Annotated in this window: 17 protein-coding genes; 2 read left to right on the top strand and 15 right to left on the bottom strand. The window is 65.2% G+C overall.

The features are described 5' to 3' along the window. Nucleotides 1–2: 2 nt before the first annotated feature. From ACFW0B_RS14490 to ACFW0B_RS14465, 6 genes are all read right to left on the bottom strand, one after another. The gene (locus ACFW0B_RS14490; protein WP_449149267.1) at nt 3–1,496 is read right to left on the bottom strand and encodes a PucR family transcriptional regulator; all 1,494 of its coding nucleotides are present in this window, start codon (nt 1,494–1,496) and stop codon (nt 3–5) included. 184 nt (nt 1,497–1,680) lie between these two features. Beyond that, the gene (locus ACFW0B_RS14485) at nt 1,681–2,478 is read right to left on the bottom strand and encodes an SDR family NAD(P)-dependent oxidoreductase (protein WP_449149265.1); all 798 of its coding nucleotides are present in this window, start codon (nt 2,476–2,478) and stop codon (nt 1,681–1,683) included. Between the two features lie 337 nt (nt 2,479–2,815). After that, the gene (locus ACFW0B_RS14480; protein ID WP_449149263.1) at nt 2,816–4,198 is read right to left on the bottom strand and encodes an aspartate aminotransferase family protein; all 1,383 of its coding nucleotides are present in this window, start codon (nt 4,196–4,198) and stop codon (nt 2,816–2,818) included. Nucleotides 4,199–4,422: 224 nt separating this feature from the next. Next, nucleotides 4,423–5,826: an APC family permease gene (locus tag ACFW0B_RS14475; RefSeq protein ID WP_449149261.1), complete on the bottom strand. Its 1,404-nt coding sequence runs from the start codon at nt 5,824–5,826 to the stop codon at nt 4,423–4,425. 183 nt (nt 5,827–6,009) lie between these two features. Further along, nucleotides 6,010–7,062, bottom strand: a complete 1,053-nt coding sequence (locus ACFW0B_RS14470; RefSeq protein WP_449149259.1) for an ABC transporter substrate-binding protein — start codon at nt 7,060–7,062, stop codon at nt 6,010–6,012. Nucleotides 7,063–7,197: 135 nt separating this feature from the next. Further along, the gene (locus tag ACFW0B_RS14465) at nt 7,198–8,688 is read right to left on the bottom strand and encodes an aldehyde dehydrogenase (protein ID WP_449149257.1); all 1,491 of its coding nucleotides are present in this window, start codon (nt 8,686–8,688) and stop codon (nt 7,198–7,200) included. 229 nt (nt 8,689–8,917) lie between these two features. On the opposite strand from ACFW0B_RS14465, the gene ACFW0B_RS14460 reads away from it, so the two are divergent. Both ACFW0B_RS14460 and ACFW0B_RS14455 read left to right on the top strand, forming a co-directional pair. After that, nucleotides 8,918–9,838, top strand: a complete 921-nt coding sequence (locus tag ACFW0B_RS14460) for a LysR family transcriptional regulator (protein ID WP_449149255.1) — start codon at nt 8,918–8,920, stop codon at nt 9,836–9,838. A 368-nt stretch (nt 9,839–10,206) separates the two neighbouring features. Beyond that, nucleotides 10,207–11,772, top strand: a complete 1,566-nt coding sequence (locus ACFW0B_RS14455) for a BCCT family transporter (RefSeq protein WP_449149253.1) — start codon at nt 10,207–10,209, stop codon at nt 11,770–11,772. Between the two features lie 199 nt (nt 11,773–11,971). Here ACFW0B_RS14455 and ACFW0B_RS14450 read toward each other — a convergent pair whose 3' ends face one another. The 9 genes from ACFW0B_RS14450 to ACFW0B_RS14410 all read right to left on the bottom strand — a co-directional run bounded on the left by ACFW0B_RS14450 (nt 11,972) and on the right by ACFW0B_RS14410 (nt 23,111). Beyond that, entirely contained in the window at nt 11,972–13,183 is a 1,212-nt protein-coding gene (locus ACFW0B_RS14450) for an O-succinylhomoserine sulfhydrylase (RefSeq protein WP_449149251.1), read from the bottom strand. Nucleotides 13,184–13,259: 76 nt separating this feature from the next. Continuing rightward, entirely contained in the window at nt 13,260–14,765 is a 1,506-nt protein-coding gene (gene purF, locus ACFW0B_RS14445; protein ID WP_449149249.1) for an amidophosphoribosyltransferase, read from the bottom strand. Nucleotides 14,766–14,854: 89 nt separating this feature from the next. Continuing rightward, the gene (locus ACFW0B_RS14440; RefSeq protein ID WP_449149247.1) at nt 14,855–15,367 is read right to left on the bottom strand and encodes a CvpA family protein; all 513 of its coding nucleotides are present in this window, start codon (nt 15,365–15,367) and stop codon (nt 14,855–14,857) included. A gap of 95 nt (nt 15,368–15,462) precedes the next feature. Further along, complete coding sequence (locus ACFW0B_RS14435; RefSeq protein WP_449149245.1) at nt 15,463–16,143, bottom strand: SPOR domain-containing protein; 681 nt, start codon at nt 16,141–16,143, stop codon at nt 15,463–15,465. 5 nt (nt 16,144–16,148) lie between these two features. Then, nucleotides 16,149–17,435: a bifunctional tetrahydrofolate synthase/dihydrofolate synthase gene (gene folC, locus ACFW0B_RS14430; protein ID WP_449149243.1), complete on the bottom strand. Its 1,287-nt coding sequence runs from the start codon at nt 17,433–17,435 to the stop codon at nt 16,149–16,151. After that, on the bottom strand, nt 17,432–18,304 hold the full coding sequence (gene accD / locus ACFW0B_RS14425) for an acetyl-CoA carboxylase, carboxyltransferase subunit beta (RefSeq protein WP_449149241.1): 873 nt from the start codon (nt 18,302–18,304) through the stop codon (nt 17,432–17,434). The genes folC and accD overlap by 4 nt, the downstream gene beginning before the upstream one ends. Before the next feature lie 302 nt (nt 18,305–18,606). Further along, nucleotides 18,607–19,224 carry a phosphoribosylanthranilate isomerase gene (locus tag ACFW0B_RS14420; protein WP_449149239.1) on the bottom strand — a complete coding sequence of 206 codons (618 nt, stop codon included), beginning with the start codon at nt 19,222–19,224 and terminating at the stop codon, nt 18,607–18,609. Between the two features lie 56 nt (nt 19,225–19,280). After that, complete coding sequence (gene truA, locus ACFW0B_RS14415) at nt 19,281–20,141, bottom strand: tRNA pseudouridine(38-40) synthase TruA (RefSeq protein WP_449149237.1); 861 nt, start codon at nt 20,139–20,141, stop codon at nt 19,281–19,283. 3 nt (nt 20,142–20,144) lie between these two features. Beyond that, nucleotides 20,145–23,111: a FimV/HubP family polar landmark protein gene (locus ACFW0B_RS14410; RefSeq protein ID WP_449149235.1), complete on the bottom strand. Its 2,967-nt coding sequence runs from the start codon at nt 23,109–23,111 to the stop codon at nt 20,145–20,147. Nucleotides 23,112–23,118: the final 7 nt, after the last annotated feature.

Below are 23,118 nucleotides of genomic sequence, written 5' to 3'. Positions count from 1 at the left end.
CATCAGGCCCTGGTTCCGGCGATTTCCCCGGCGCGAAGCGCGATCCAGAGCACCGCGACATCCTCGGTGCTATCCAGAGAGCGGCCGGTGATTTCCTCGATACGGCGCACCCGATACACCAGGGTCTGCTTGTGCACGTTCAGATGCTGCGCGGCCTTCTGCCAGGAGCGGTTCTGCTCCAGGAAGACCCGCAGCGTCTCCTGCAACTGCGTGCCTTGCTGCTGGTCGTAATCGGCCAGCGCGCCGAGCACGCTGCGATGGACGCGCGCGGCCTCTTCCAGGCTGCCGGGTAGCCAGGGTTGTTCAGCCTGCACGCTGTCATAGGCCACCAGGGGGTAGCGTGCAGAGGCATGGGCCAGGGCAAGGCGCGCCTCGCGCAGCGCCTCCTGGGCCCGCGCCGGGTGCCCGACCCGGTTGCTCAGCCCCAGCGGACAACCCAGTTCGGCCTGCAGGAGCGCTGCGCTTCCCCGCACCCGGATCATCACCACCAGTTCCTGGCCCATGCTGCGCGCCAGGAACACCAGGCCACGGCGCCGCAGGCGCTGCTGCCAATCCTCCGCCAGCCCTGCCGGGTGGCGGGCCAGCGCCACTGTCGACTCTTCCACCGGGCATTGCAGCTGCGCCAGGCGTTCCCGCGCGGCGCGTTCCCCCAGCCGCTGCTGCAGCAGGTCGTCGAGCAGTTCGGAACCCAGGCGCAGCTGCCGCTCCTGTTCCGCGTGCAGGCGCTCCAGTTCGATTCCCAGCACGCCCACCAGGTGGTGCAGCAGGCCGTAGTCCAGCAGTTCCCCGCCATGAGCGAGTATTTCGCAGGAGGGTTGTGACGGCAGCGCCATCACCAGGGCCTCGTCGTCCAGATCACTGAGCGTGCATCGCAGTACCGCCGGTGCCGCCCCGCGCAACTCCTGGCGACGGCCCAGCAGCGCCTCGCGCCAGGCTACCGGCAAGGGTTCGAGCGTCGGCTGCCAGGGCTCCAGGCTGCGCGCATCGAACAGGTAGAGCCGCGCCCGCACATCCTTCGCCAGCCGCTCCAGCAGGGCTCGGACACCTATTCCGCGCAGGCCCATCCTGGCGCTTTCGTACAGGCGGCTGATGGCGTTGCGACGCTCGAACTCTTCCTGCTTGTCGGCTTCGAGGATGGCGCGGGTCACCGCCGAGAACGGCACCGAGTAGTGGGTCATCAGCAGCGGGAAATCCAACTGCTCGGCAGTGGCCTGCAAGGCCTGGATATTCGCCGGCGCCTGCATGTTCTCGCCGATCATCAGGCCGGCCACCTTGGCCTGGGCCAGACGCTCCAGATAGACCGTTTGCTGGCTGGCATCGGCGGGAATGCCGATCCCCGTGGTCATCAACAGATCACCCTCGCCCAGCCACTCGGTGGGATCGGCAAGTTCACAGACATGGGCCCAGCGCACACGGCGCGACAGGCCAGCCGCGCCACTGAGCAGGCGGGTACGCAGTGAGGCGTTGTCGATGATGTCCTTGATGTTGAGGGGCATGGGTCGGTCCGGGCTGCCGTCTGGGAAATGCTGGGGAAGGCGCAAGGATGGCATCAACGACAGGTGCCTGTCGCGGCCCGGAAAATGCCTTGGCACACAGGAATGAAGGCCGGCCGTGCGTGGCTCACTACAGTGCAGGGCCAATCGGCCCTGCCTTGCCAACCGCCTCGAGCGCTGATGGCGCTCAGGCCTTGTAACGCTCCGCCGCCGCCGAGCGCGAGAGATTCGGCGCCATGTGGAAGCGCGCCGCGGTGAAGCGGTCCCAGTCTTCCTTTTCCGGCAACGAGGGGATGGTCACCAGTTCGCCCTGGTCGAGTCCGGCCAGCGCCGCGTCCACCATCTCGCCCACGTCCATGAGGATGTCCTGCGGGATGTTCTCGATACCGGTGCCCGAGCGTTCCCAGATTTCCGTGCGGGTCGCGCCCGGCAGCACCACCTGCACGCGCACGCCCTTCTCTCCCACTTCCTGATTCAGCGACTGGCTGAGGTTCAGCACGAAGGCCTTGGTGCCGCTGTAGGTGCCGTTGAACATTTCCGGCGCGAGGGCCAGCACCGAGGCGATATTGATGAGGGTGCCGCGCCCCTGGGCGACGAAGTTGGCGGCAGCGGCGGCGGCCAGGTGGGTCACGGCCACCACGTTGAGCTGGATCATCGCGTCGAAGCGCTCCAGGTCGGTGTCCAGCAGGCTGCCGCTGATGGCCACGCCGGCGTTGTTCACCAGCATGCTGATGGCGGCGTCGCTGCGCAGGCGCTGGGCCACGCGGTTGAGCTCGGTCTTCTCGGTGAGGTCGGCCTTCAGCACTTCCACCTTCACGCCCGCCTGTTCGCGCAGCTGGACGGCCAGGTCTTCCAGGCGGTTCTGGTCGCGGGCGACCAGCAGCAGGTCATGGCCCCGCTCGGCAAGGCGCCTGGCATAGGTGGCACCGATACCGGTGGATGCGCCAGTGATCAGGGCAACGCCTTGGTGCTTCTGTTCGCTCATGGTTCTGTCTCCGGGGAAAGGGCTTGGGGCTTCAAGCGGTGGACTTAAATTACGCTCGTAATATTACGAACGCAATATATCCTCGCCAACCGTTCGTCGTCAGGTCTCTGTGGTGCTGAATCGTTGTAGGGCGATCTCAATCGCCAAGGGTTGCGAAGCGACCCCAAGGGGCAGACCTTCGGCCTGCTTGACGAATGAATTCGCCCCTACAGCAACAGGCCACCAGAATCCCGCCATAAAAAACGGCGCGCGGGCAGCAATCCCGGGCGCCGTAAAACTGCCTAGCAGCTGTGGTGTCGGGCCGCCGGCCCTGGTCGCCGGCAATCCGTAGTGGGCGTCAGAGACGTCCCAGCTCCTGCGCGGTGCGATCCACCGCGATTTTCGTCTTGCTCACCAGTTCGTCGATCTCGGCACGAGTGGCCACCAGGGCTGGCGCCATGATCATGCGGCCCAGGGTGGAACGGATGATCACGCCCTCCTCGAAGCCGATGGTGCGGCAACGCCAGGCGATGTCGTTTTCGTTGGCGAAACGCTTGCGGGTGGCCTTGTCTTCGGCCAGCTGCAGCGCGGCAACGAAGCCGGCGCCCTGGATATCGCCCACCAGCGGGTGGTTGCCGAACACCTCGCGCAGGCACTGCTGCAGGTAGGGGCCGGTGTCATTCTTCACCTGGGCCACCACGCCTTCGTCACGCAGCGCCTTGAGGTTGGCGATGGCCACGGCCGCCGCCACGGGGTGGCCGGAATAGGTCAGGCCGTGGGCGAACACGCCGCCCTGTTCCACCAGCACTTCGGCCATGCGCTTGCTGAGGATCAGGCCGCCCATGGGGATGTAGCCGGAGGTCAGGCCCTTGGCGATGGACAGGGTGTCCGGTTCGAAACCGAAGTGCTGGTGGGCGAACCACTCGCCGGTGCGACCGAAGCCGCCGATCACTTCGTCGGCGCACAGCAGCACGTCGTACTTGCGGCAGATGCGCTGGATTTCCGGCCAGTAGCTTTCCGGCGGGAAGATCATGCCGCCGGCGCCCTGGAAGGGTTCGGCGACGAATGCAGCCACCTTGTCGGCGCCCAGTTCGAGGATCTTCTCCTCCAGCTGGCGGGCGGCGCGCAGGCCGAACTCTTCCGGCGTCAGGTCGCCGCCTTCGGCGAAGTAGTACGGCTCGCCGATGTGGGCGATGTCCGGCAGCATGCCGCCCATCTCGTGCATGAACTTCATGCCGCCGAGGGCCGTGGCCCCCAGGGTGGAGCCGTGGTAGCCGTTCCAGCGGCCGATCATGATCTTCTTCTCGGGCTTGCCGAGGATCTGCCAGTAGCGGCGCACGGTGCGGATCAGCACTTCGTTCGCCTCGGAACCGGAGTTGGTGTAGATGGCGTGGCTGTAGTGGCCCGGCAGCAGGCTGAACAGCAGTTCCGACAGCTCCACCACCGCCGGGTGGGTGGTGTGGAAGAACATGTTGTAGTACGGCAGCTGCTCCAGCTGGCGGGTAGCGGCAGCGGTGAGGTCCTTGCGGCCGTAGCCGAGGTTGGTGCACCACAGTCCGGACATGCCATCGAGGTAGCGCTTGCCGTCGTTGTCCCAGAGGTGGAGGCGCTCGCCGCCAACGATCACCCGCGGCCCTTCGGCGTTCAGCGCCTTCTGGTCGAGGAAGGCATGGATGTGGTGGGCCGCATCGGCTGCCTGGTAGTCACGGGTTTCACGTTGGGCCTGGAATTGAGCGTTCATTGTTAGGGGTCTCCTCGTCCCGGTATTCAGGGGTACCTGATGCTGGCTTAAGCCGCCGGGCAGCGAAATTATTAAAATTGTCTTCGGGCTATACGAAAAAGCTGCCCTGCCCGCCGGGCGCCCTGCGGCCGCGGCAATGATGCAAGGCCAGCGGCGGGCAAGGGCCCGGCACGCGGTCGGGCGGGATCGGGACCGGACCGGCCCCGGGTGAATCGGTCACAGGGTCAGTGGATGTTCTCCAGGGATTCGGGGCGGAACAGGTCCTTGCGCATCACGACCTTGATCCACACCACCGTGATCACCGACACCAGCCCCAGCACCACGCCAGCGATGCCGAAGATCTTTCCGGTCATGTCCGGGCTCGGCGAGGCATACCAGATGGCGTAGAGCATCCCGGCGATACCGAAAAGCTGCGGCAGCGGATAGAACGGCGTCTTGAACGGACGGGCGATGGCCGGGTAGCGACGACGCAAGGCGATCACATCCAGGTGGACGATGATGTAGGCCAGCAGCCAGGCCAGCGCGGCGGCCAGCAGGAGCAGGTTGACCGAGGCGGCGTCCTGCCCCAGCACCAGGATCGGCAGACCAGTGATGGCCGACACGAACAGCACCGACACCCAGGGCGTACGGGCGCGCGGACTGAGGCGCTTGAGGATCGGGAACGCCTGGCCGTTCTGCGCCATGCCATAGAGCATGCGCGGAATGGACGCGAGGGAAGAGTTCAGGGTGCTGAACGTGGCGGTCACCGAGGCGATCACCAGGAACAGCTCACCGGCCTTGCCGAACACTGTGGTGGCCAACAGGTAGTGCGGCAGCGCGTCGGTGGTCAGCGCTTCCTGCGGCACCATGAACAGCGCCCCCAGGCAGTAGAGAGCGATGGTGAAGAAGATCACTGTCAGGCCGATGATCATCGAGCGCGGGATGTTGCGCTCCGGCCGCTTGGTTTCCTCCACCAGCGGGCAGACGAACTCGGCGCCGACGAAGCCCCACACAGCCAGGGCGGTAAGCGTCAGCACACCAGTGCCCATGGGGTTCCAGTCGCCCTGGATCACGCTGCGGGCGGTTTCACTCGGCGCGCCTTCGACGATGGCGGCAATGCCCAGCAACAGCAGCACGAACACCATCACCGCCGCCAGTGCGGTCTGCAGCCTGGCGAAGATGTCGATGCCCATCAGGTTGAGGACGGTGAACAGGCCGAGCACGCCGAAGGCGATGCTGAACGGCGGGAACACGCCCGGGTAGATCTTGCCGACGATCAGGTCGAGCAGCAGCAGTTCGGCCGACAGCGCGAACATCGCTACCACCACGTAGCCGGAGAAGGTCGCGAGGATGGCCGGGAAGTGCCCCAGCGCCACTTCGGTGTAGCTGGAAAGGCCACCGGCGCGGGGAATCATCAGCGCCAGTTCGGAGAAGGAACAGGCGTAACTCAGGGCCAGGAGGTAAGCCAGCCCCAGCGGCACGATGAAGCCCAGGCCGGAGAAACCGGCGCCCTGCAGCATCAGCACCATCACCCCCTGGGATACCACCAGGCCGATGGCCACCGAGAGCAGCGCCCCCAGCCCCAGCACCCGGCGGAAACCGCCCACCTCCTCCTGCCCCTGGGCAGGAATGGACACACTTGCAGTCATGACATTCTCCAATCTTGTATTTGTTATCTGTTCGCCCGGCCGTGGATGCCGGCGGGCCTGGTCAGGCAGGTACGACGGGGGCCGGCCTCGCCAATCGCGCCCGCTCGGCCACCGTGCCCGGCGGCGTCCGCAGGACGCAGGGGGACTGAAGCGGGACGCCGCCCGCCCCCAATTGCGGATGGATCAACGTGCTGCCCAGGCGTTGAAGCGCTCTTCCAGCTCCTCGCCGTGGTTGACCCAGAACTCTGCGCTGACCAGCTGCCCCTCGGCCAGGTTGGCCGGTGCAGTGGGCAGTTGCGCCTGGGTCGCGGCGGGCAAGGCGGCCAGGGCGTCCTTGTGGACCGGGCCGTAGGGGATCTGGCTGGAGAAGGTCTTCTGGGTTTCCGCCTGGCTGGCGAAAGCGATGAAGCGCTCGGCCAGTGCCTTGTTCGGGCTGCCACGGACGATGGCCCAGTGATCCGGGTCGTAGAGGTTGCCGTTCCAGACAATGGTCAGTTTCGAGCCTTCCTGCTGCGCGGCGGCAATGCGACCGTTGTAGGCAGCGGACATCACCACGTCGCCGGCCACCAGCCATTGCGGCGGCTGGGCGCCGGCTTCCCACCACTGGATATGCGGCTTGATCTCATCCAGCTTGCGGAATGCACGGGATACGCCGTCGGGGGTTTCCAGCACCTTGTAAAGGTCCTCGCGCTTCACCCCGTCGGCCAGCAGTGCCGCCTCCAGGGTGTACTTGGCGCCCTTGCGCAGGCCGCGCTTGCCGGGGAAGCGCTGGGTGTCCCAGAAGTCCGCCCAGGAACCGGGCGCACTGGCCAGCTTGTCGGCGTTGTAGGCCAGCACCATGGACCAGACGTAGTTGGCCACGCCGCACTCGCTGACGGTGCCAGGTATGTAGCTGGCGGACTGGCCGAGCACGGCCGGGTCCATGCGTTCGAACAAGCCTTCCTCGCAACCGCGCAGCAGTTCGGGACTCTCCACTTCCACCACGTCCCAGGTGACCTGGCCGATGTCCACCATGGCCTTCACCCGGGACAGCTCGCCGTTGTACTCGCCGGCCACCACCTTGCCGGCGCCGCTCTGTTCGAAAGGTTTGTAAAAGGCCACTTCCTGCGCGGCCTTGGTGGCACCGCCGAAGGAGATCACGGTGAGCCTGGAGGACTCGGCCAGGGCCGGCACGCTGGCACTGGCCAGCAGGGCGATACCGAGGGTGGCACGGATGCACGGGAAGGGCTTGAGCATGGAAACTCCCTCACTACTTGTAAGTTGTGATCAGTTGCCGAGACAGTCATGACCCCGCGCGTGGCACCACGCGGAGGGTATGTGTTTCTTGTTATGGCCGGCCGCGCGCTGCAGGGGCGTGCGGCCGGGTGAATCTCAGCGCAGCTGGAACCAGGTGGTTTTCAGCTGGCTGTACTTGTCGAAGGAATGCAGCGAGAGGTCGCGGCCGAAGCCGGATTGCTTGCCGCCGCCGAAGGGCACCGCGACGTCCAGAGCGTCCACCGTGTTCACCGATACCGTTCCCGCCTTGAGTGCGCGGGCGACGCGATGGGCGCGGTGCAGGTCGTCGCTCCACACCGAGGCGGCCAGGCCGTAGATGCTGTCGTTGGCCAGGCGTATCGCCTCTTCTTCGCTGTCGAAGGCGCTGATGGCCAGCACCGGGCCGAACACTTCTTCCCGAGCCAGTTGCATGTCGCTGCGCACATCGGCGAAGACAGTGGGTTCGACAAAGTTGCTGGAGCCGTTGAAGGTCAGGCGACGACCGCCGGCGAGCAGTCGCGCGCCCTCCCCTTGCGCCCCTTCGATGAAGGACATGACGCGGGCGGTTTGTCCGGCATCGACGATGGCGCCGGCGCGGCTGGCCGGGTCCAGCGGATCGCCGGGCATCCAGTCGCGGGCCTTGGCCAGCAGGCGTTCGATGAATTCGTCCTGGATGGAACGTTGCACATACAGGCGCGAGTTGGCCGAGCAGACTTCACCCTGGTTGAAGAAAATGCCGAAGGCGGCTTTCTCCGCGGCCAGGTCCAGGTCGCGGCAGTCCTCGAAGATCAGGTTCGGGCTCTTGCCGCCACATTCCAGCCAGACCTGCTTGAGGTTGGACTGGGCCGAATACTGCATGAAGTATTTGCCCACCTGGGTGGAGCCGGTGAACACCAGGCAATCCACGTCGGGGTGCAGGCCAAGGGCCTTGCCGGCGCTCTCGCCCAGGCCCGGCACCACGTTCAACACGCCTTCGGGCAGCCCGGCTTCGAGTGCCAGTTCAGCCAGGCGCAAGGCGGAGAACGGCGACTGCTCGGCGGGCTTCAGCACCACGCTGTTGCCGGCGGCCAGGGCCGGCGCCAGCTTCCAGGCAGCCATGTCGAGGGGGAAGTTCCAGGGCACCACGGCGGCGACCACGCCCAGCGCTTCGCGGGTGATGGTGGCCAGCGCACTGGCCGCGGTGGGCGCAACCTGATCGTAGAGCTTGTCCAGCGCCTCGCCGTACCAGGCGAACACATGGGCCGCGCCCGGTACGTCGATGTTGTAGGCGTCCATCACCGGCTTGCCCATGTTCAACGAGTCCAGCAGGGCCAGCTCCTCGCGATGGGCCAGCATCAGCTCGGAGAGGCGCAGCAGTATCTTCTTGCGTTCCGACGGTGCCATGCGCGCCCAGGGGCCGTCATTGAAGGCGCGGCGCGCGGTGCGCACGGCCAGGTCGACTTCCGCCTCGCCACAGGCGGCGACGCGGGCCAGCAACTGGTTGGTGGCCGGATTGATCGAGTCGAAGGTTGCGCCGGAGGCGGCGGACACCTGGCGACCGCCGATCAACGCCTTGTCAGTGAATGCTTGCCGGGCAGCCCGCTGCTGCCAATAGCCAAGATCGAACACGCTGCACTCCCAGATCGACCGTCTGCGCGGTCAGGTTGTTATTCGGGTCGAGGCAGATGGTGCTCCAGCTTCAGGCATAGGAAAATTATTAAAATTATGCTCGAGTCATATGAAAAAACTCGGCAGCTCATGCGGCCTCGCAGGCGCTGCCTGAGGTAAGTTCCCCCCACAACGACAAGCACACAGAATCGCCTCGCGCGTGCGCAGGCGGCCGACAGCAGAGGTGCCCGTGGCTGCTTATACCTTGCGACAACTCAAGTATTTCGTGACAACGGTGGAGGCCGGCAGCGTGGCCGAGGCCTCGCGCAAGCTGTACATCGCCCAACCGTCCATCTCCACCGCCATCAAGGGCCTGGAAGAGAGCTTCGGGGTGCAGTTGTTCATCCGCCACCACGCCCAGGGCGTGTCCCTGACCCCCAGCGGCACGCGCTTCTACGAGAAGGCCCAGGAGCTGCTGCGGGTGGCCCGCGAGTTCGAACAGAACGCCCTGGCCGACAACGACATCGTCGCCGGGCAGATCGACATCGGCTGCTTCGAAACCGTCGCCCCGCTCTACCTGCCCCAGCTCATCGCCGGCTTCCGCGAGCTGTATCCCGGCGTGGACATTCGCATCCGCGACGGCGAGCAGCAGGAGCTGGTGCAGGGCCTGACCGCCGGTACCTTCGACCTCGCCTTCCTCTACGAACACGACCTGGACAGCACCATCGCCACCGAGCCGCTGATGCCGCCGCAGAAGCCGTACGCCCTGCTGCCGGAAAACCACCGCTTCGCCAACCAGGCCCAGGTGTCCCTGCGCGACCTCTGCCTGGAGCCGATGATCCTCCTGGACGTGCAGCCGAGCCGGACCTATTTCGTCAGCCTGTTCCACGAGTTGGGCCTGACGCCCAACATCGTCTTCAGCTCGCCGTCGATCGAGATGGTGCGCGGCATGGTCGGCCAGGGTTTCGGCTTCTCCCTGCTGGTCACCCGCCCCCATTCGGAGTGCACCTACGACGGCAAGAAAGTGGTCACCGTCGACGTCGCCGAACCCGTCGCCACCTCCGGCCTGGTCGCCGCCCGCCTCAAGCGCGGCCAGCTCACCAAGCCCGCACAGCTGTTCGTGGACTTCTGCCGCGAACGCCTGGCGCAGAAAGCGCACGACGCGCCCTAGGCTGGTCAGGGCGCAGGCCCAACGCGCTGCGCCGCCTCCTCCCCTCACAGGATGTGATGAAGCCAGGCGATTCCGATCGACCTTGATCGATGGGTATCGCAAGCGCCCCATCCTGCGAGCTGTGCCCGCAAACGCTCTTCAACATCACAACAGCCGCCTTGCCAATTGCCTGGAAATGGCCACCGGCGATGTAATGCCAGCGGCGCCAGCGCAACCGTCTGGTCGAAGTCTGTCGCAATTGGATCGGCGAGCATCGTCCACGCGCAAGAAGCGCTTCAGCGGCCACGCGACCATTACGGGGCTCGGACCGTCGCCCAGCGGCAGGTTTCAAACCTACAAGAAAAAGTACGCAAAGCTTGAGGAGGCCTATGCACAAGACACCCAAATCACCCGTCGACAAGGTCGTATTCTGGGGGGCTGTCGTGATATCGGCCTCGTTGGTCGCCGGAGGGGCGATCTGGCCCAAGGGCTTGTCGACTGCGGCGCAGGCGCTGCTGGACAAGATCATCGACTGGTTCGGCTGGAGCTTCGTCCTATCCACTGCGTTCTTCCTGGGCTTCGCCCTGTTCCTGGCATTCAGCCGCTTCGGCCGGATCAAACTCGGCAAGGACGATGAACAACCCGAGTTCAGAACCTCTTCCTGGATCGCGATGATGTTCAGCGTCGGCATGGGCATCGGGCTCATGTTCTGGGGCGTGGCCGAACCGATCACGCACTTTTCGAGCATTCCGCCCGAACTGGCGCCGCCCCACTCCAGGGAAGCGGCCAAGATCGCCATGGGCTACGCCTACTTCCATTGGGCATTCCACCCCTGGGCGATCTACGCCATCGTCGGCCTGGTCATCGCCTATTTCTCGTTCCGCAAGGGACTGCCCAACCTGATCTCCAGTGCCTTTACGCCGCTGATTGGCGAGGCAGGCGTACGCGGACCGCTGGGCAAGTCGATCGACATCCTGGCGGTCCTGGCCACGCTGTTCGGCACCGCCACCTCGCTCGGCCTCGGCGCGCAGCAGATCAACAGCGGTCTGAACTACCTGTGGAACACCGGCGAATCGAACAGCATCGCGCTGGCGATCATCGTGGTGATGACGGTGCTGTTCATCCTTTCCGCCATTTCCGGCGTGGGCAAGGGGGTGCAGTTCCTGAGCAACCTGAACATGGTGATCGCGGTGCTACTGCTGCTCTTCCTGGCGGCAGTGGGCCCCAGCGTATTCATCGTCAATACGCTGGTGGCCTCGATAGGCGAATACCTCCAGCAACTGATACCGATGTCGTTCCGCACCGCGGCGTTCAGCGATGGCAAGTGGCTCGCCGGCTGGACCATCTTCTACTGGGCCTGGTGGATTTCCTGGGCACCCTTCGTAGGCACCTTCATCGCGCGCATTTCGCGCGGCCGTACCATTCGCGAATTCGTGACCGGCGTGATCGTCATTCCCAGCGGGGTGACGATGGTGTGGTTCGCGATCATGGGCGGTTCGGCGCTGTACTCGGAACTGGCCGGCGCGGGCGGCATCGCCGCAGCGGTGAAGGACCAGGGGCCGGCGGTGGCGCTGTTCATGTTGTTGGCGCAGTATCCCGCCGCGGCGCTGACCTCATTCGCGGCCATTGTGCTGGTGGGTGTGTTCTTCATATCTGGGGCCGATGCGGGCGCCATCGTCATGGGCATGCTCTGCGCCCGCGGCAGCCTGAAGCCGCCGTGCTGGCTGGTGGCGCTGTGGGGCGTGCTGACTAGCGCTGCGGCCTCGGTGCTGTTGGTGATGGGCGGCCTCAATGCACTGCAGACCGCCGCCATCATCTTCGCCGCGCCCTTCCTGCTGGTGATGGTGGGATTGTGCATATCGCTGTGCAAGGCACTGCTGAATGACCAGCCGATCGGCGCAGCGCACGACTCGCTCGCCGCCCTTCGCAATCCGGTGCGTACCGCTACGGATTGAGGATCAGCAGGTGCCGCCTCGGGGCGGCACCTGCTTTCTCGCCTTCGTTGAGGTACTGCACTGGTGCGTACAACGCACCCTAGCGGACGCTCCGTCGCGCGGCGCTCCGCACGCGAAGCAAAACCCAACGCAGCGGACTCGCCTCACTGCGGGGCCCAGCGCGACCTCCCTGCCCCACAGGCAAGAAGGCCGCAGCCAGTTACAGTGCAGCGAGTCCGCGCTTCAGGTCGGCCTTGAGGTCGTCCAGGTCTTCCAGGCCGATGGCCAGGCGGATCAGGCTGTCGCTGATGCCCGCGTTGGCACGCTCCTGCGGCGACAGGCGGCCGTGGGAGGTGGTGGCCGGATGGGCGATGGTGGTCTTGGTGTCGCCCAGGTTGGTGGTGATGGAGATCATCCGGGTGGCATCGATGAAGCGCCAGGCTGCTTCCTTGCCGCCCTTGACCTCGAAGCTGACCACCGCGCCGAAGCCCTTCTGCTGGCGCTTGGCCAGTTCGTGCTGCGTATGGCTTTCCAGCCCGGCGTAGTAGACGCGCTCGATACCGGGCTGCTGCTCCAGCCAGCGCGCGATTTCCAGGGCGCTGGCGCAGTGGGCCTGCATGCGCACACGCAGCGTTTCCAGACCCTTGATCATCACCCAGGCGTTGAAGGGGCTGAGAGTCGGGCCCGCGGTACGCAGGAAACCCACGACTTCCTTCATGTGCTCGGCACGGCCGGCGACCACGCCGCCCATGGTGCGGCCCTGGCCGTCGATGTACTTGGTGGCCGAATGCATGACGATGTCGGCCCCCAGTTTCAGCGGCTGTTGCAGGGCCGGGGTGCAGAAGCAGTTGTCCACCACCAGCAAGGCGCCCTTCTCGTGGGCGATGTCGGCCAGGGCCGAAATGTCGACCAGCTCTGCCAGGGGGTTGGACGGCGACTCGACGAACAGCAGTTTGGTATTGGGCTTGATTGCCGCCTTCCAGCCGTCCAGATCGGACAGGGCCGGGTAGTCGACTTCGATGCCGAAGCGCTTGAGGTACTTCTCGAACAGACTGATGGTGGAGCCGAATACGCTGCGGGACACCAACACGTGGTCGCCACCACTGCACAGGCTCATGGCGATGGCGAGGATGGCGGACATGCCGGACGCGGTGGCCACGGCCTGCTCGGCCCCTTCCAGTGCGGCGATGCGCTCTTCGAAGGTTCGCACAGTCGGGTTGGTGTAACGCGAATAGACGTTGCCCGGCACTTCGCCGGCAAAGCGCGCTGCGGCGTCGGCAGCGGAGCGGAACACGTAGCTGGAGGTGAGGAACATGGCCTCGCCGTGCTCACCCTCCGGCGTGCGACGCTGTCCGGCACGCACAGCCAGGGTTTCGAAGGCCGCGCCTTCCAGGTCACTGTCCAGCCTTCCGGCTTCCCATTCCTTCGTCATGTTCCCACCTCTTCAAAAACGTAGCCCGGATGGAATCCGGGCTATCGACCTGTGGCGCGAGACTACGGCCTGCAGATCAGTTGTTGTACAGATCGATAATGGCGCTGACCGCGTGGGCCTTGGCCTTGGAAGCGTCGTTGCGCGCCTGCTCGATCTTGTTCAGATACTGCTCGTCGACATCCCCGGTGATGTATTGGCCATCGAATACGGCGCAGTCGAAATGGTCGATCTTCACCTTGCCGCCGCCCACTGCATCGATCAGGTCCGGCAGGTCCTGGTAAACCAGCCAGTCGGCACCGATCAGCTCGGCCACTTCCTCGGTGGAACGGTTGTGGGCGATCAGCTCGTGGGCGCTGGGCATGTCGATGCCGTAGACGTTCGGGTAGCGCACCGCCGGGGCAGCCGAGCAGAAGTAGACATTCTTGGCGCCGGCTTCGCGGGCCATCTGGATGATCTGCTTGCAGGTGGTGCCGCGCACGATGGAGTCGTCCACCAGCATCACATTCTTGCCGCGGAATTCCAGTTCGATGGCGTTGAGCTTCTGGCGTACCGACTTCTTGCGCGCGGCCTGGCCCGGCATGATGAAGGTACGGCCGATGTAGCGGTTCTTCACGAAACCTTCGCGGAACTTCACGCCCAGGTGCTTGGCCAGCTCCAGGGCTGCAGTGCGGCTGGTATCCGGGATCGGGATCACCACGTCGATGTCATGATCGGGACGCTCGCGCTGGATCTTCTCGGCCAGCTTCTCGCCCATGCGCAGACGCGCCTTGTAGACGGAGATGCCATCCATGATGGAGTCCGGGCGCGCCAGGTAGACGTGCTCGAAGATGCAGGGGGAGTACTGCGGGTCAGCCGAGCACTGGCGGGTGTAGAGCTTGCCGTCCTCGGTGATGTACACCGCTTCGCCCGGAGCCAGGTCACGGATCAGGGTGAAGCCGAGCACGTCGAGGGCGACGCTTTCGGAGGCAATCATGTATTCCACGCCTTCGTCGGTGTGGCGCTGGCCGAAGACGATCGGGCGGATCGCGTGGGGATCGCGGAAGCCGACGATGCCATAGCCGGTGATCATCGCCACCACGGCATAACCGCCCTTGCAGCGTTCGTGCACACCGGAAACGGCGGCGAACACATCTTCCTCGGTGGGCTGCAGCTTGCCGCGGTGGGCCAGCTCGTGGGCGAATACGTTGAGCAGCACTTCCGAGTCGGAGTTGGTGTTCACGTGGCGCAGATCGGATTCGTAGATTTCCTTGGCCAGCTGCTCGACGTTGGTCAGGTTGCCGTTGTGCGCCAGGGTGATGCCGTAGGGCGAGTTCACGTAGAACGGCTGGGCTTCGGCGGAGCTGGAGGAGCCGGCGGTGGGATAGCGCACATGGCCGATGCCCATGTTGCCGACCAGGCGCTGCATGTGGCGCTGCTGGAAGACGTCGCGCACCAGGCCGTTGTCCTTGCGCAGGAAGAGCCGGCCATCATGGCTGGTCACAATACCGGCAGCGTCCTGGCCGCGATGCTGAAGGACGGTAAGCGCGTCATACAGCGCCTGATTGACGTTCGACTTACCGACGATACCGACGATGCCACACATGTGACGCAACCCCTGCTAGTAGTTCAGGCTAATCAAGTACCCGCCCAGACCGGTTGGAAATGGAAGGGCATTCTTTCGGGTGCGACGCATCAGCTGGGTGAGCTGATGCCGCTCGCGAGCCACTGACTGGTAAAGCCCAGAATGAGGTTCTTCGACCAGTCGGCGACCATTAGAAAATGCGGCAACAGCGTGGATTGCTGCCACCAGGGATCCTGTTGCACCGGCGCCAGGCTGAGCAGGCCGACCAGCAGCACGACCAGCAGCGCACCACGGGCGGCGCCAAAGGCCATGCCCAGGACGCGGTCGGTGCCATCCATGCCGGTGACCCTGACCAGCTCGCCGATCAGGAAATTGATCAAGGCGCCAACCAGAAGGGTGGCGACGAAAAGAATGGAACATGCGGCAATGATACGCGCCGAAGGCATTTCGATGAATTCGGTGAGGTGCAACGACAGGGCGCCGCCGAAAGTCCAGGCCACTACACCTGCGACTATCCATGTCAGCAGCGAGAGAGCTTCCTTGACGAAACCCCGACTCAAACTGACCAGACTGGAAACGGCGATGATGGCGATGATCGTCCAATCGACCCAGGTGAATGCCACGATGCGGCCCACAAACGGAAAAGGCGCTGCATTTTAGCAGAGCCCTTTGACTCCGGTAACCCGCAGAACCGAAAGGGCTCGACTATCCCGACCTGTCAGCCCTTTTCCGGCTGGAAACGAACGATGAAGCCGTTCAGCTTCTGCTGGCGCGCCAGCTGGTCACGCAGGCGATTGGCCTCGGCCCGCTCGATGACCGGCCCGACGAAGACGCGGTTCATGCCTTCGACGCTGCGGATATAGGCGTTGTAACCCTGGCTGCGCAGGTTCTTCTGCAGGTTCTCGGCACTGGCGCGGTTGGACAGGCTGGCGAGCTGGATCGACCAGCTGACCGGCAGTCCATTGACGTCCAGGCGCTTCTCTTCGGTCTTCACCTCGGCCACGGGGGCCGCCGGAGCAGGCGCCTTGGCCTGTACCTGGGGTTTGGATTGGGATTGCGGCTGCGCCGGAGCGGCCGGCGCAACAGGCTGGGCAGGCGCAGCGGGAACCGGAGCCGGAGCAGGTTGCTCGACCGCCGGCGTATTGGACGCCAGCGCATCTTCGGCCGGCTCCAGCGGCGGCACGGGTTCCTGGGGCAGCGCCTGGGGTTCCGGCACCTGGACCTGCTCGAGCTCGACCGCAGGCATTTCCGGTGCTTTCGGCATCGGCGGGGCCTCGACCACGACCTGGCGCAGCTCGTCCTCACGGCTGAACAGCATCGGCAGGAAGATCACCGCCAGCGCCACCAGCACGAGCGCGCCGACGATACGTTGCTTGAGTCCCTTGTCCAGTACAGCCATTTCCCCTACTCCCCCGTTGCGCGGCTTTCCAGCCAGCTCAGCGCCTCAGCCACACTGTAGAACGAGCCGAACACCAGGATCTCGTCGTCCGGTGTCGCCTGCTCGCACTGTGCGTCGAGTGCTGCAGCGATATTTTCGTGGACACTGACGCTTGCATGCAGGTTCGTCAATGCCGCCTGCAACTCGGACGCGGGGCGGGTCCGCGGCGTCGGCAACGGGGCGACTGCCCAGTTGGCCAGGCAGCCTTGCAGAGGGCGAAGAACCCCGGGGAGATCCTTGTCGGAAAGCAGGCCGAACACGGCCGAACGGCGCCCGGCGACAGGTCGGGCGGTCAGGCGCGCAGCCAGGTATTCGGCCGCCTGGGGGTTGTGCCCGACATCCAGCAGCAGGGAAATTCGCTTGCCGCGCCAATCGATCTGGCGGCGATCCAGACGCCCCGTGACGCGGGTGCCCAGCAGGGCAGCCTGCAAGGCCTCCGGCTGCCAGGGCATGTCCAGCAGTGCGTACGCCTGAAGCGCCAGGGCGGCGTTTTCCATGGGCAGGTCGAGCAGGGGCAGATCGTGCAATTCCAGCACCTGGCCGGACGCGCTCACGCCGCGCCAGTGCCAGTTGGCCTCGCCTTGCGCCAGGTCGAAATCACGGCCACGGAGGAACAACGGGGCGGGCAGTGCGTTCGCTTGCTCCAGCAGCGGCTGCGGCGGGTCGAGGTCGCCACACAGGGCAGGTTTGCCAGCGCGGAAGATGCCGGCTTTCTCGAAGGCGACGCTTTCCCGGGTATCACCCAGCCAGTCGGCGTGATCCAGGCCAACGCTGGTCACCAGCGCCAGGTCGGCGTCCACCAGGTTCACCGCATCCAGGCGGCCACCCAGGCCCACTTCCAGCACCACGGCATCCAGCGCTGCATGCTGGAACAGCCAGAAGGCGGCCAGGGTGCCCATTTCGAAATAGGTGAGGGAGATTTCGCCGCGCGCCGCCTCGACGGCGGCAAAGGCGTCGCAGAGCGCCTGGTCGCTGGCCTCCTGGCCATTCAACTGGACCCGCTCGTTGTAACGCTGCAGGTGCGGCGAGCTGTACACGCCGACCTTGAGCCCCTGGGCGCGCAACAGCGCGGCCAGGAAAGCACAGGTGGAACCCTTGCCGTTGGTGCCGGTGACCGTGATCACCTTCGGCGCCGGCCGGCTCAGGCCGAGCCGGCTGGCGACTTCGCGGCTGCGCTCCAGCCCCATGTCGATAGCCGTGGGGTGGAGTTGTTCAAGATAGGAAAGCCAGTCGGCAAGGGTTCTCTGGGTCATGCGATAGCCGGGGAAGGAAGACGCATCATCTGCGCCAGCAGCCGGCCAAGGCGCTCACGCAGTTCCGCGCGGGGAATGATCATGTCGATGGCGCCGTGCTCCAGCAGGAATTCGCTGCGCTGGAAGCCTTCGGGCAGTTTCTCGCGCACGGTCTGCTCGATCACGCGCGGACCGGCGAAGCCGATCAGTGCACGCGGCTCGCCGACGATCACGTCGCCGAGCATCGCCAGGCTGGCGGAAACGCCGCCGTAGACCGGGTCGGTCAGCACGGAAATGAACGGGATGCCCTCCTCGCGCAGGCGCGCCAGGGCTGCGGAGGTCTTGGCCATCTGCATCAGGGAGATCAGGGCTTCCTGCATGCGGGCACCGCCGGACGCGGAGAAGCACACCAGCGGACAGCGCTGCTCCAGGGCGACGTTGGCGGCACGCACGAAGCGCTCGCCGACGATAGCGCCCATGGAACCGCCCATGAAGGAGAATTCGAAGGCGCAGGTCACGATCGGCATCTTGTGCAGGGTGCCGCGCATGGCGATCAGGGCATCCTTCTCACCGGTATCCTTCTGCGCGGCCGCCAGGCGGTCCTTGTACTTCTTGCTGTCGCGGAACTTCAGGCGATCCACCGGCTCCAGGTCGGCACCGATTTCTTCACGGCCTTCCGGATCCAGGAAGATATCCAGACGGGTGCGAGCATTGATGCGCATGTGGTGGTTGCATTTCGGGCAGACGTCCAGCGTCTTTTCCAGCTCGGGCTTGTACAGCACCGCGTCGCAGGACGGGCACTTGTGCCAGAGGCCTTCCGGGACCGAGCTCTTTTTCACCTCGGAACGCATGATCGAAGGGATCAGCTTGTCTACCAGCCAGTTGCTCATGCTCTAGTTCTCCACAGCTTTCAGGCCCGAACACGCGCTAGCGGTTCATAGCCCCGCGCATGTCCTTGAGCGAATTCATGGTTGCGATCCCGGCCCTGACGATATGTCCGGGGATCACCCTGGCGATGACCTTGCCATCGCCCTCGTAATAAACAGGCCCGATCGACGCAGCCTTGCCACGCGACCCGGCAGGCTTCGCCTGCGTGGGCAACTCGCTTATGGACGGCAGCGAATCGCCGTCCGTCACATATGCAGGAGACGCGCCAGCCGCCGGACACGCGAAAGTTTCCGCGATCCGCATTTCAGCCGCGTGCCTGCTGGATGAAGGCCTGAATCTTCGCGGCATCCTTGATGCCCTTGCTGGCCTCGACGCCACCGCTCACATCCACCGCGTAGGGACGCACCTGGCGCACCGCGTCAGCGACGTTCTCCGGAGTCAGCCCGCCCGCGAGGATCAGTGGCTTTGCCGCATCTTGGGGCACCAGGCTCCAGTCGAAAGCCTCGCCGGTGCCACCGGGCGTGCCCGCAACAAAGGTGTCGAGAAGGATCCCGGAGGCCGCAGGGTAGCGCGCGATCGCCGCGGCGACGTCGTCACCCGCCTTGACTCGCAATGCCTTGATGTATGGACGGCCGTAACCTGCGCAGTCGTCCGGGCCTTCATCGCCATGGAACTGCAGCAGGTCCAGCGGAACTTCGCTCAGCAGCCGGGTCAATTCGGCGCGCGGCATGTCGACGAAGAGCCCGACAGTGGTCACGAACGGCGGCAGTGCAGCGATGATGGCGCTGGCCTGGGCGGGCGTGACCGCTCGCGGGCTCCTGGCGTAAAACACAAAACCCAGGGCATCCGCCCCGGCGGCGATTGCGGCCAGGGCGTCCTCGATTCGGGTGATACCGCAGATTTTGATGCGAACGGCTGACAAGATGCAGGTACCTGAAGGCTAAAGACCTGGGATGTTAGCAAAGGCCCGAGGCAGCGTCAGCCCACCACATCCGGCAAACCGGAAAGGAAGTGCGGCCCCAGGAAGCGCTCCGGAATGTCGAACTCTTCCGGATACTCGACGCGGACCAGGTAGAGCCCGTAAGGGTGCGCCGTCACCCCGCCCTCGCGGCGGATGCGGCCATCCAGGACCTGCTTCGCCCATTCGACCGGCTGCTCGCCAGCACCGATGGCCATCAGCACTCCGGCGATGTTGCGCACCATGTGGTGAAGGAAGGCGTTGGCACGGATATCCAGCACGATCAAACGGCCGTACTCGATCAGCTCCAGGTGATGCACGGTCTTGATCGGCGACTTGGCCTGGCACTGGCTGGCACGGAATGCACTGAAATCATGGGTGCCGACCAGGTAACGGGAGGCCTCGCGCATGCGCTGGATATCGAGCGGGCGGTGATTCCAGGTCACCTCTTCGGCCATGTGCGCCGGACGAATCTCGTCGTTGTAGATCACATAGCGATAACGCCGCGCCACGGCACTGAAACGGGCATCGAAATTCGACGGCATCTGCCTGGCCCAGGTGACGCTGATATCCGTCGGCAGGTTGGCGTTGGCACCCATTATCCAGGCGTGCTCGGACCTTGCCACCGGGGTGTCGAAATGCACCACCTGCCCGCTGGCATGCACCATGGCATCGGTCCTGCCAGCGCAACTCAGGGCGACGGGAACGCCGCCAGCCACACGGGTAAGTGCCTTTTCCAGGGCGCCCTGGATGGACGGAACCCCGTCGATCTGACGCTGGAAACCACGATAACGCGAACCCTTGTACTCGACTCCAAGGGCGATTCTGTAAATGCCAACGGCAGCCGTTTCGGCTGCCGCTGTGGGTACTGCTTCTGTCATCTATCAGCTGAGTCGTGCGATCAGTTCGCGCGCTTCCTGTTGTTGAGTGTCATTACCCTCGGACAGCACCTCGTCGAGGATGTCGCGAGCGCCTTCGGTGTCACCCATGTCGATATAGGCGCGAGCCAGATCCAGTTTGGTCGCGGTTTCATCGGTACCGGAAAGGAAGTCGAAGTCATCTTCCTCATCCAGCCCCAGGCCCAGGTCCGAAGCCTCGTCTTCCAGCACGGCAACCGGGTCGGACTCCGGCGCCTTCTGCAGGCTTTCGGAGAGCTGGTCCAGTTCGGCAGTCACTTCGTCCAGCTGCGCGGCAAAGCTGTCGTTGTCGGCCACCGGCTCGGCAACCGGCTCGTCGGGCAGCGACAGATCGAAGTCAGCCGGCAGGTCGGGCAGGCCGGCACTCGCCTCTTCCACCGTCGGGGCAACTGGTTCGTCTGCCAGGGGCGCGTCGAGCTCGCTGTCCAGGCTCAGCAGGAAATCGTCCTCGTCAGCGCTTGCCGGCTGAGCGGTCGGCTCCAGGTCGAGGCTGAAATCGGCCAGGTCGTCGCTGAGCCCGAGGCTCTCATCGCCAGTCAGCAGTTGGTCGCCGCCACCAATGTCCAGATCAAAATCCAGGTCGGTTTCAGCCTTGGCCGGCGCAGCTAGTGCCTCGAACTCCAGGTCGTCCAGGCTCAGTTCGTTGGCCGGTGCAGCCTCCGGCTGAATGGCAGCTGGCTTCTCTTCCGCCACTTCCAGATCCAGCTCGGAGCCCAGGTCGTCCAGACTCAGGTCGAACGCGTCATCCAGGTCCGCGCCGGAAGCCACCGGAGCGCTGGCCGGCACATCGTCCAGGGTCAGATCGTCGAGGCTGAAGCTGTCGAGGTCGTCGGCCGCCGCCAGGCCAGCGGCAGCAGTCGCTGCGACGGCGGCAGCGCCCATGGCCGGGTACTTGGCTTTCAGTTGCTCGATATCGCTGCCAGCCCCGCCGATTTCACGGAGCTCGCTTTCCTGACGTGCGAAGCCTTCGCGATCACCCAATTCGGCATGGACCTCCATCAGCTTCAGGCGAAGGTCGCTGCGATGGGGCTCTTCGTTGATGGCGGCCTGCAGCAGTTCGGCAGCCTGGTTGAAGCGGCCGTAGGCGATGTAGATGTCGGCCTCGCTGATCACGTCGCTGGTCTGCGAGGTCACACGCTCCTCGGCCCTTGCCGGAACGGCTTCAGGCTCGTCGGCCACAGCGGAATCCAGCTCCGGACCGGGGAACGCGGCGAAGCTGTCATCCTTCAGGTCGAGATCGTCGGCGAAGGTGTTTTCGTCATCCTGCGCGGCCAGGCTGTCCTGCAGCTCGGCCTCTTTCAGGGCGTTGCGGCGCGACAGCACCATCAGCAGCACCAGCAAGGCTACCAGGGCACTACCGCCTGCCATCAGCAGAAGCATCGGGTTGGCCAGCACGTCGTCGATGATGCTGGACTGCGGCGGCTCGACCACCGGCGCGGCAGGCGCGGTCTGTACCGGCTTGGCGGGAGCGGCGGGTTTGGCCGGCTCCGCGGGCTTGGCGGGCTGTGCAGCGGCTGGTGCCGGCGCAGGCGCGACAGGCTGCGCGGGAGCGGGCGCCGGAGCTGCGGGCTGTACAGGAGCAGAGGCAGCGGGAGCAGCAGCTTGTGCAGGCGCAGGTTGAGCAGCGGCCGGCTGGGCCGGAGCGGGCGCAGCGGCAGTAGCCGGTGCCTCAGGTGCAGCTGGAGCGGGTTGTGCGGGGGCGTCTGCCGGCTTGGCCGGTGCTGCGGCAGCAGGCGCTTCAGCCGGAGCGGCAGGAGCCTGCTTGCCCTGACCGGCCATGTCGGCCTGCAGCTTTGCGAGCTGGCTGTCCTTGAGTTGGATCAGACGCTGCAGCTTGTCCATCTGGCTCTGCAGGTCGGTCATCCGGCTCTTCAGTTCGTCGTTCTCGCGACGGGCCGAATCCAGGCTTTCCTGGGTCACCGCCAGCTTGTCGCTGAGCGCCTTGCTTTCGCCGTTGGCGCCCTTGTCGCTTCCGCTGGAAGCCTTGCCGCTGGCGGCGGATACCAGTCGCAGGCTGTCCTGGGTTTCAACCTTCTCGGGAGCGTTGCCGGCGCTGCTGCGCTTGGTGGCGTCGAGCTGGCGCTTGCCCTCCCCTGCCAGGCTACGGCCCTCACGCCAGGCGGTGTTCTGTGCCTGGACCTGGGCAATGGCCTCGGCCTGGGTACGGCTGGCGATCTGCTTTTCATCGGGCAGGCGCAGTACCTGGCCGCTCTTCAATCGATTGATATTGCCGTCGACGAAGGCATCCGGGTTCAGGTCCTGGATGGCCAGCATTGCCTGGTGCACCGAACCACTGGCACGGGTGCGCTCGGCGATCTCCCAGAGAGTGTCGCGAGAGGTAGTGCGGTATTCATTGGCCCGCGCCCTGGGCGCGGCAGCCGGCGCTGCAGCCGGGGCACTCGGACGGACAGCAGCTGGTGCTGCCGGTGTGCTACGGACCGGGGCAGGGGCCGGAGCTACAGCAGGACGCGGCGCCGGAGCAGGCGCGGCGACCGGGATCCGAGGAGCCACGGCAGCGGCAGCCTGGGGCGAATAGAGCGGCGGATCGAGGAGCAGCGTGTACTCACGCAGCAGGCGGCCATTGGGCCAGAGCACCTCGACGAGGAAATTCAGATAGGGTTCACGGACCGGCTTGCTGGAGGTCACCCGAATGACGCTGCGACCATTGGGCTTGAGGACGGGGGTAAACTTGAGGTCCTGCAGGAAGTACTGGCGATCCACGCCAGCCTTGGAGAAATCCTCGGCCGAAGCTAGGTTCGGCTTGACCTCAGCCGATGCCAGGTCACGCACTTCGAGCAACTCGATTTCCGCATCCAGGGGCTGGTTCAAGGACGATCGCAGGGTGACTTCCCCGAGCCCGAGGGCGTTGGCAACACCCGAAGTCAGCGCGGATGCAGCCGCGATTGCCAGCACAAGTTTGCGAACCCGAAGCATAGAGAGA

Origin of the sequence: Metapseudomonas phytobenefica, from assembly GCF_043392685.1 — a bacterium.
Classification (GTDB): domain Bacteria; phylum Pseudomonadota; class Gammaproteobacteria; order Pseudomonadales; family Pseudomonadaceae; genus Metapseudomonas.
Note: the sequence above shows the minus strand (reverse complement) of the source record. Positions and strands in the feature narration are given on the sequence as shown.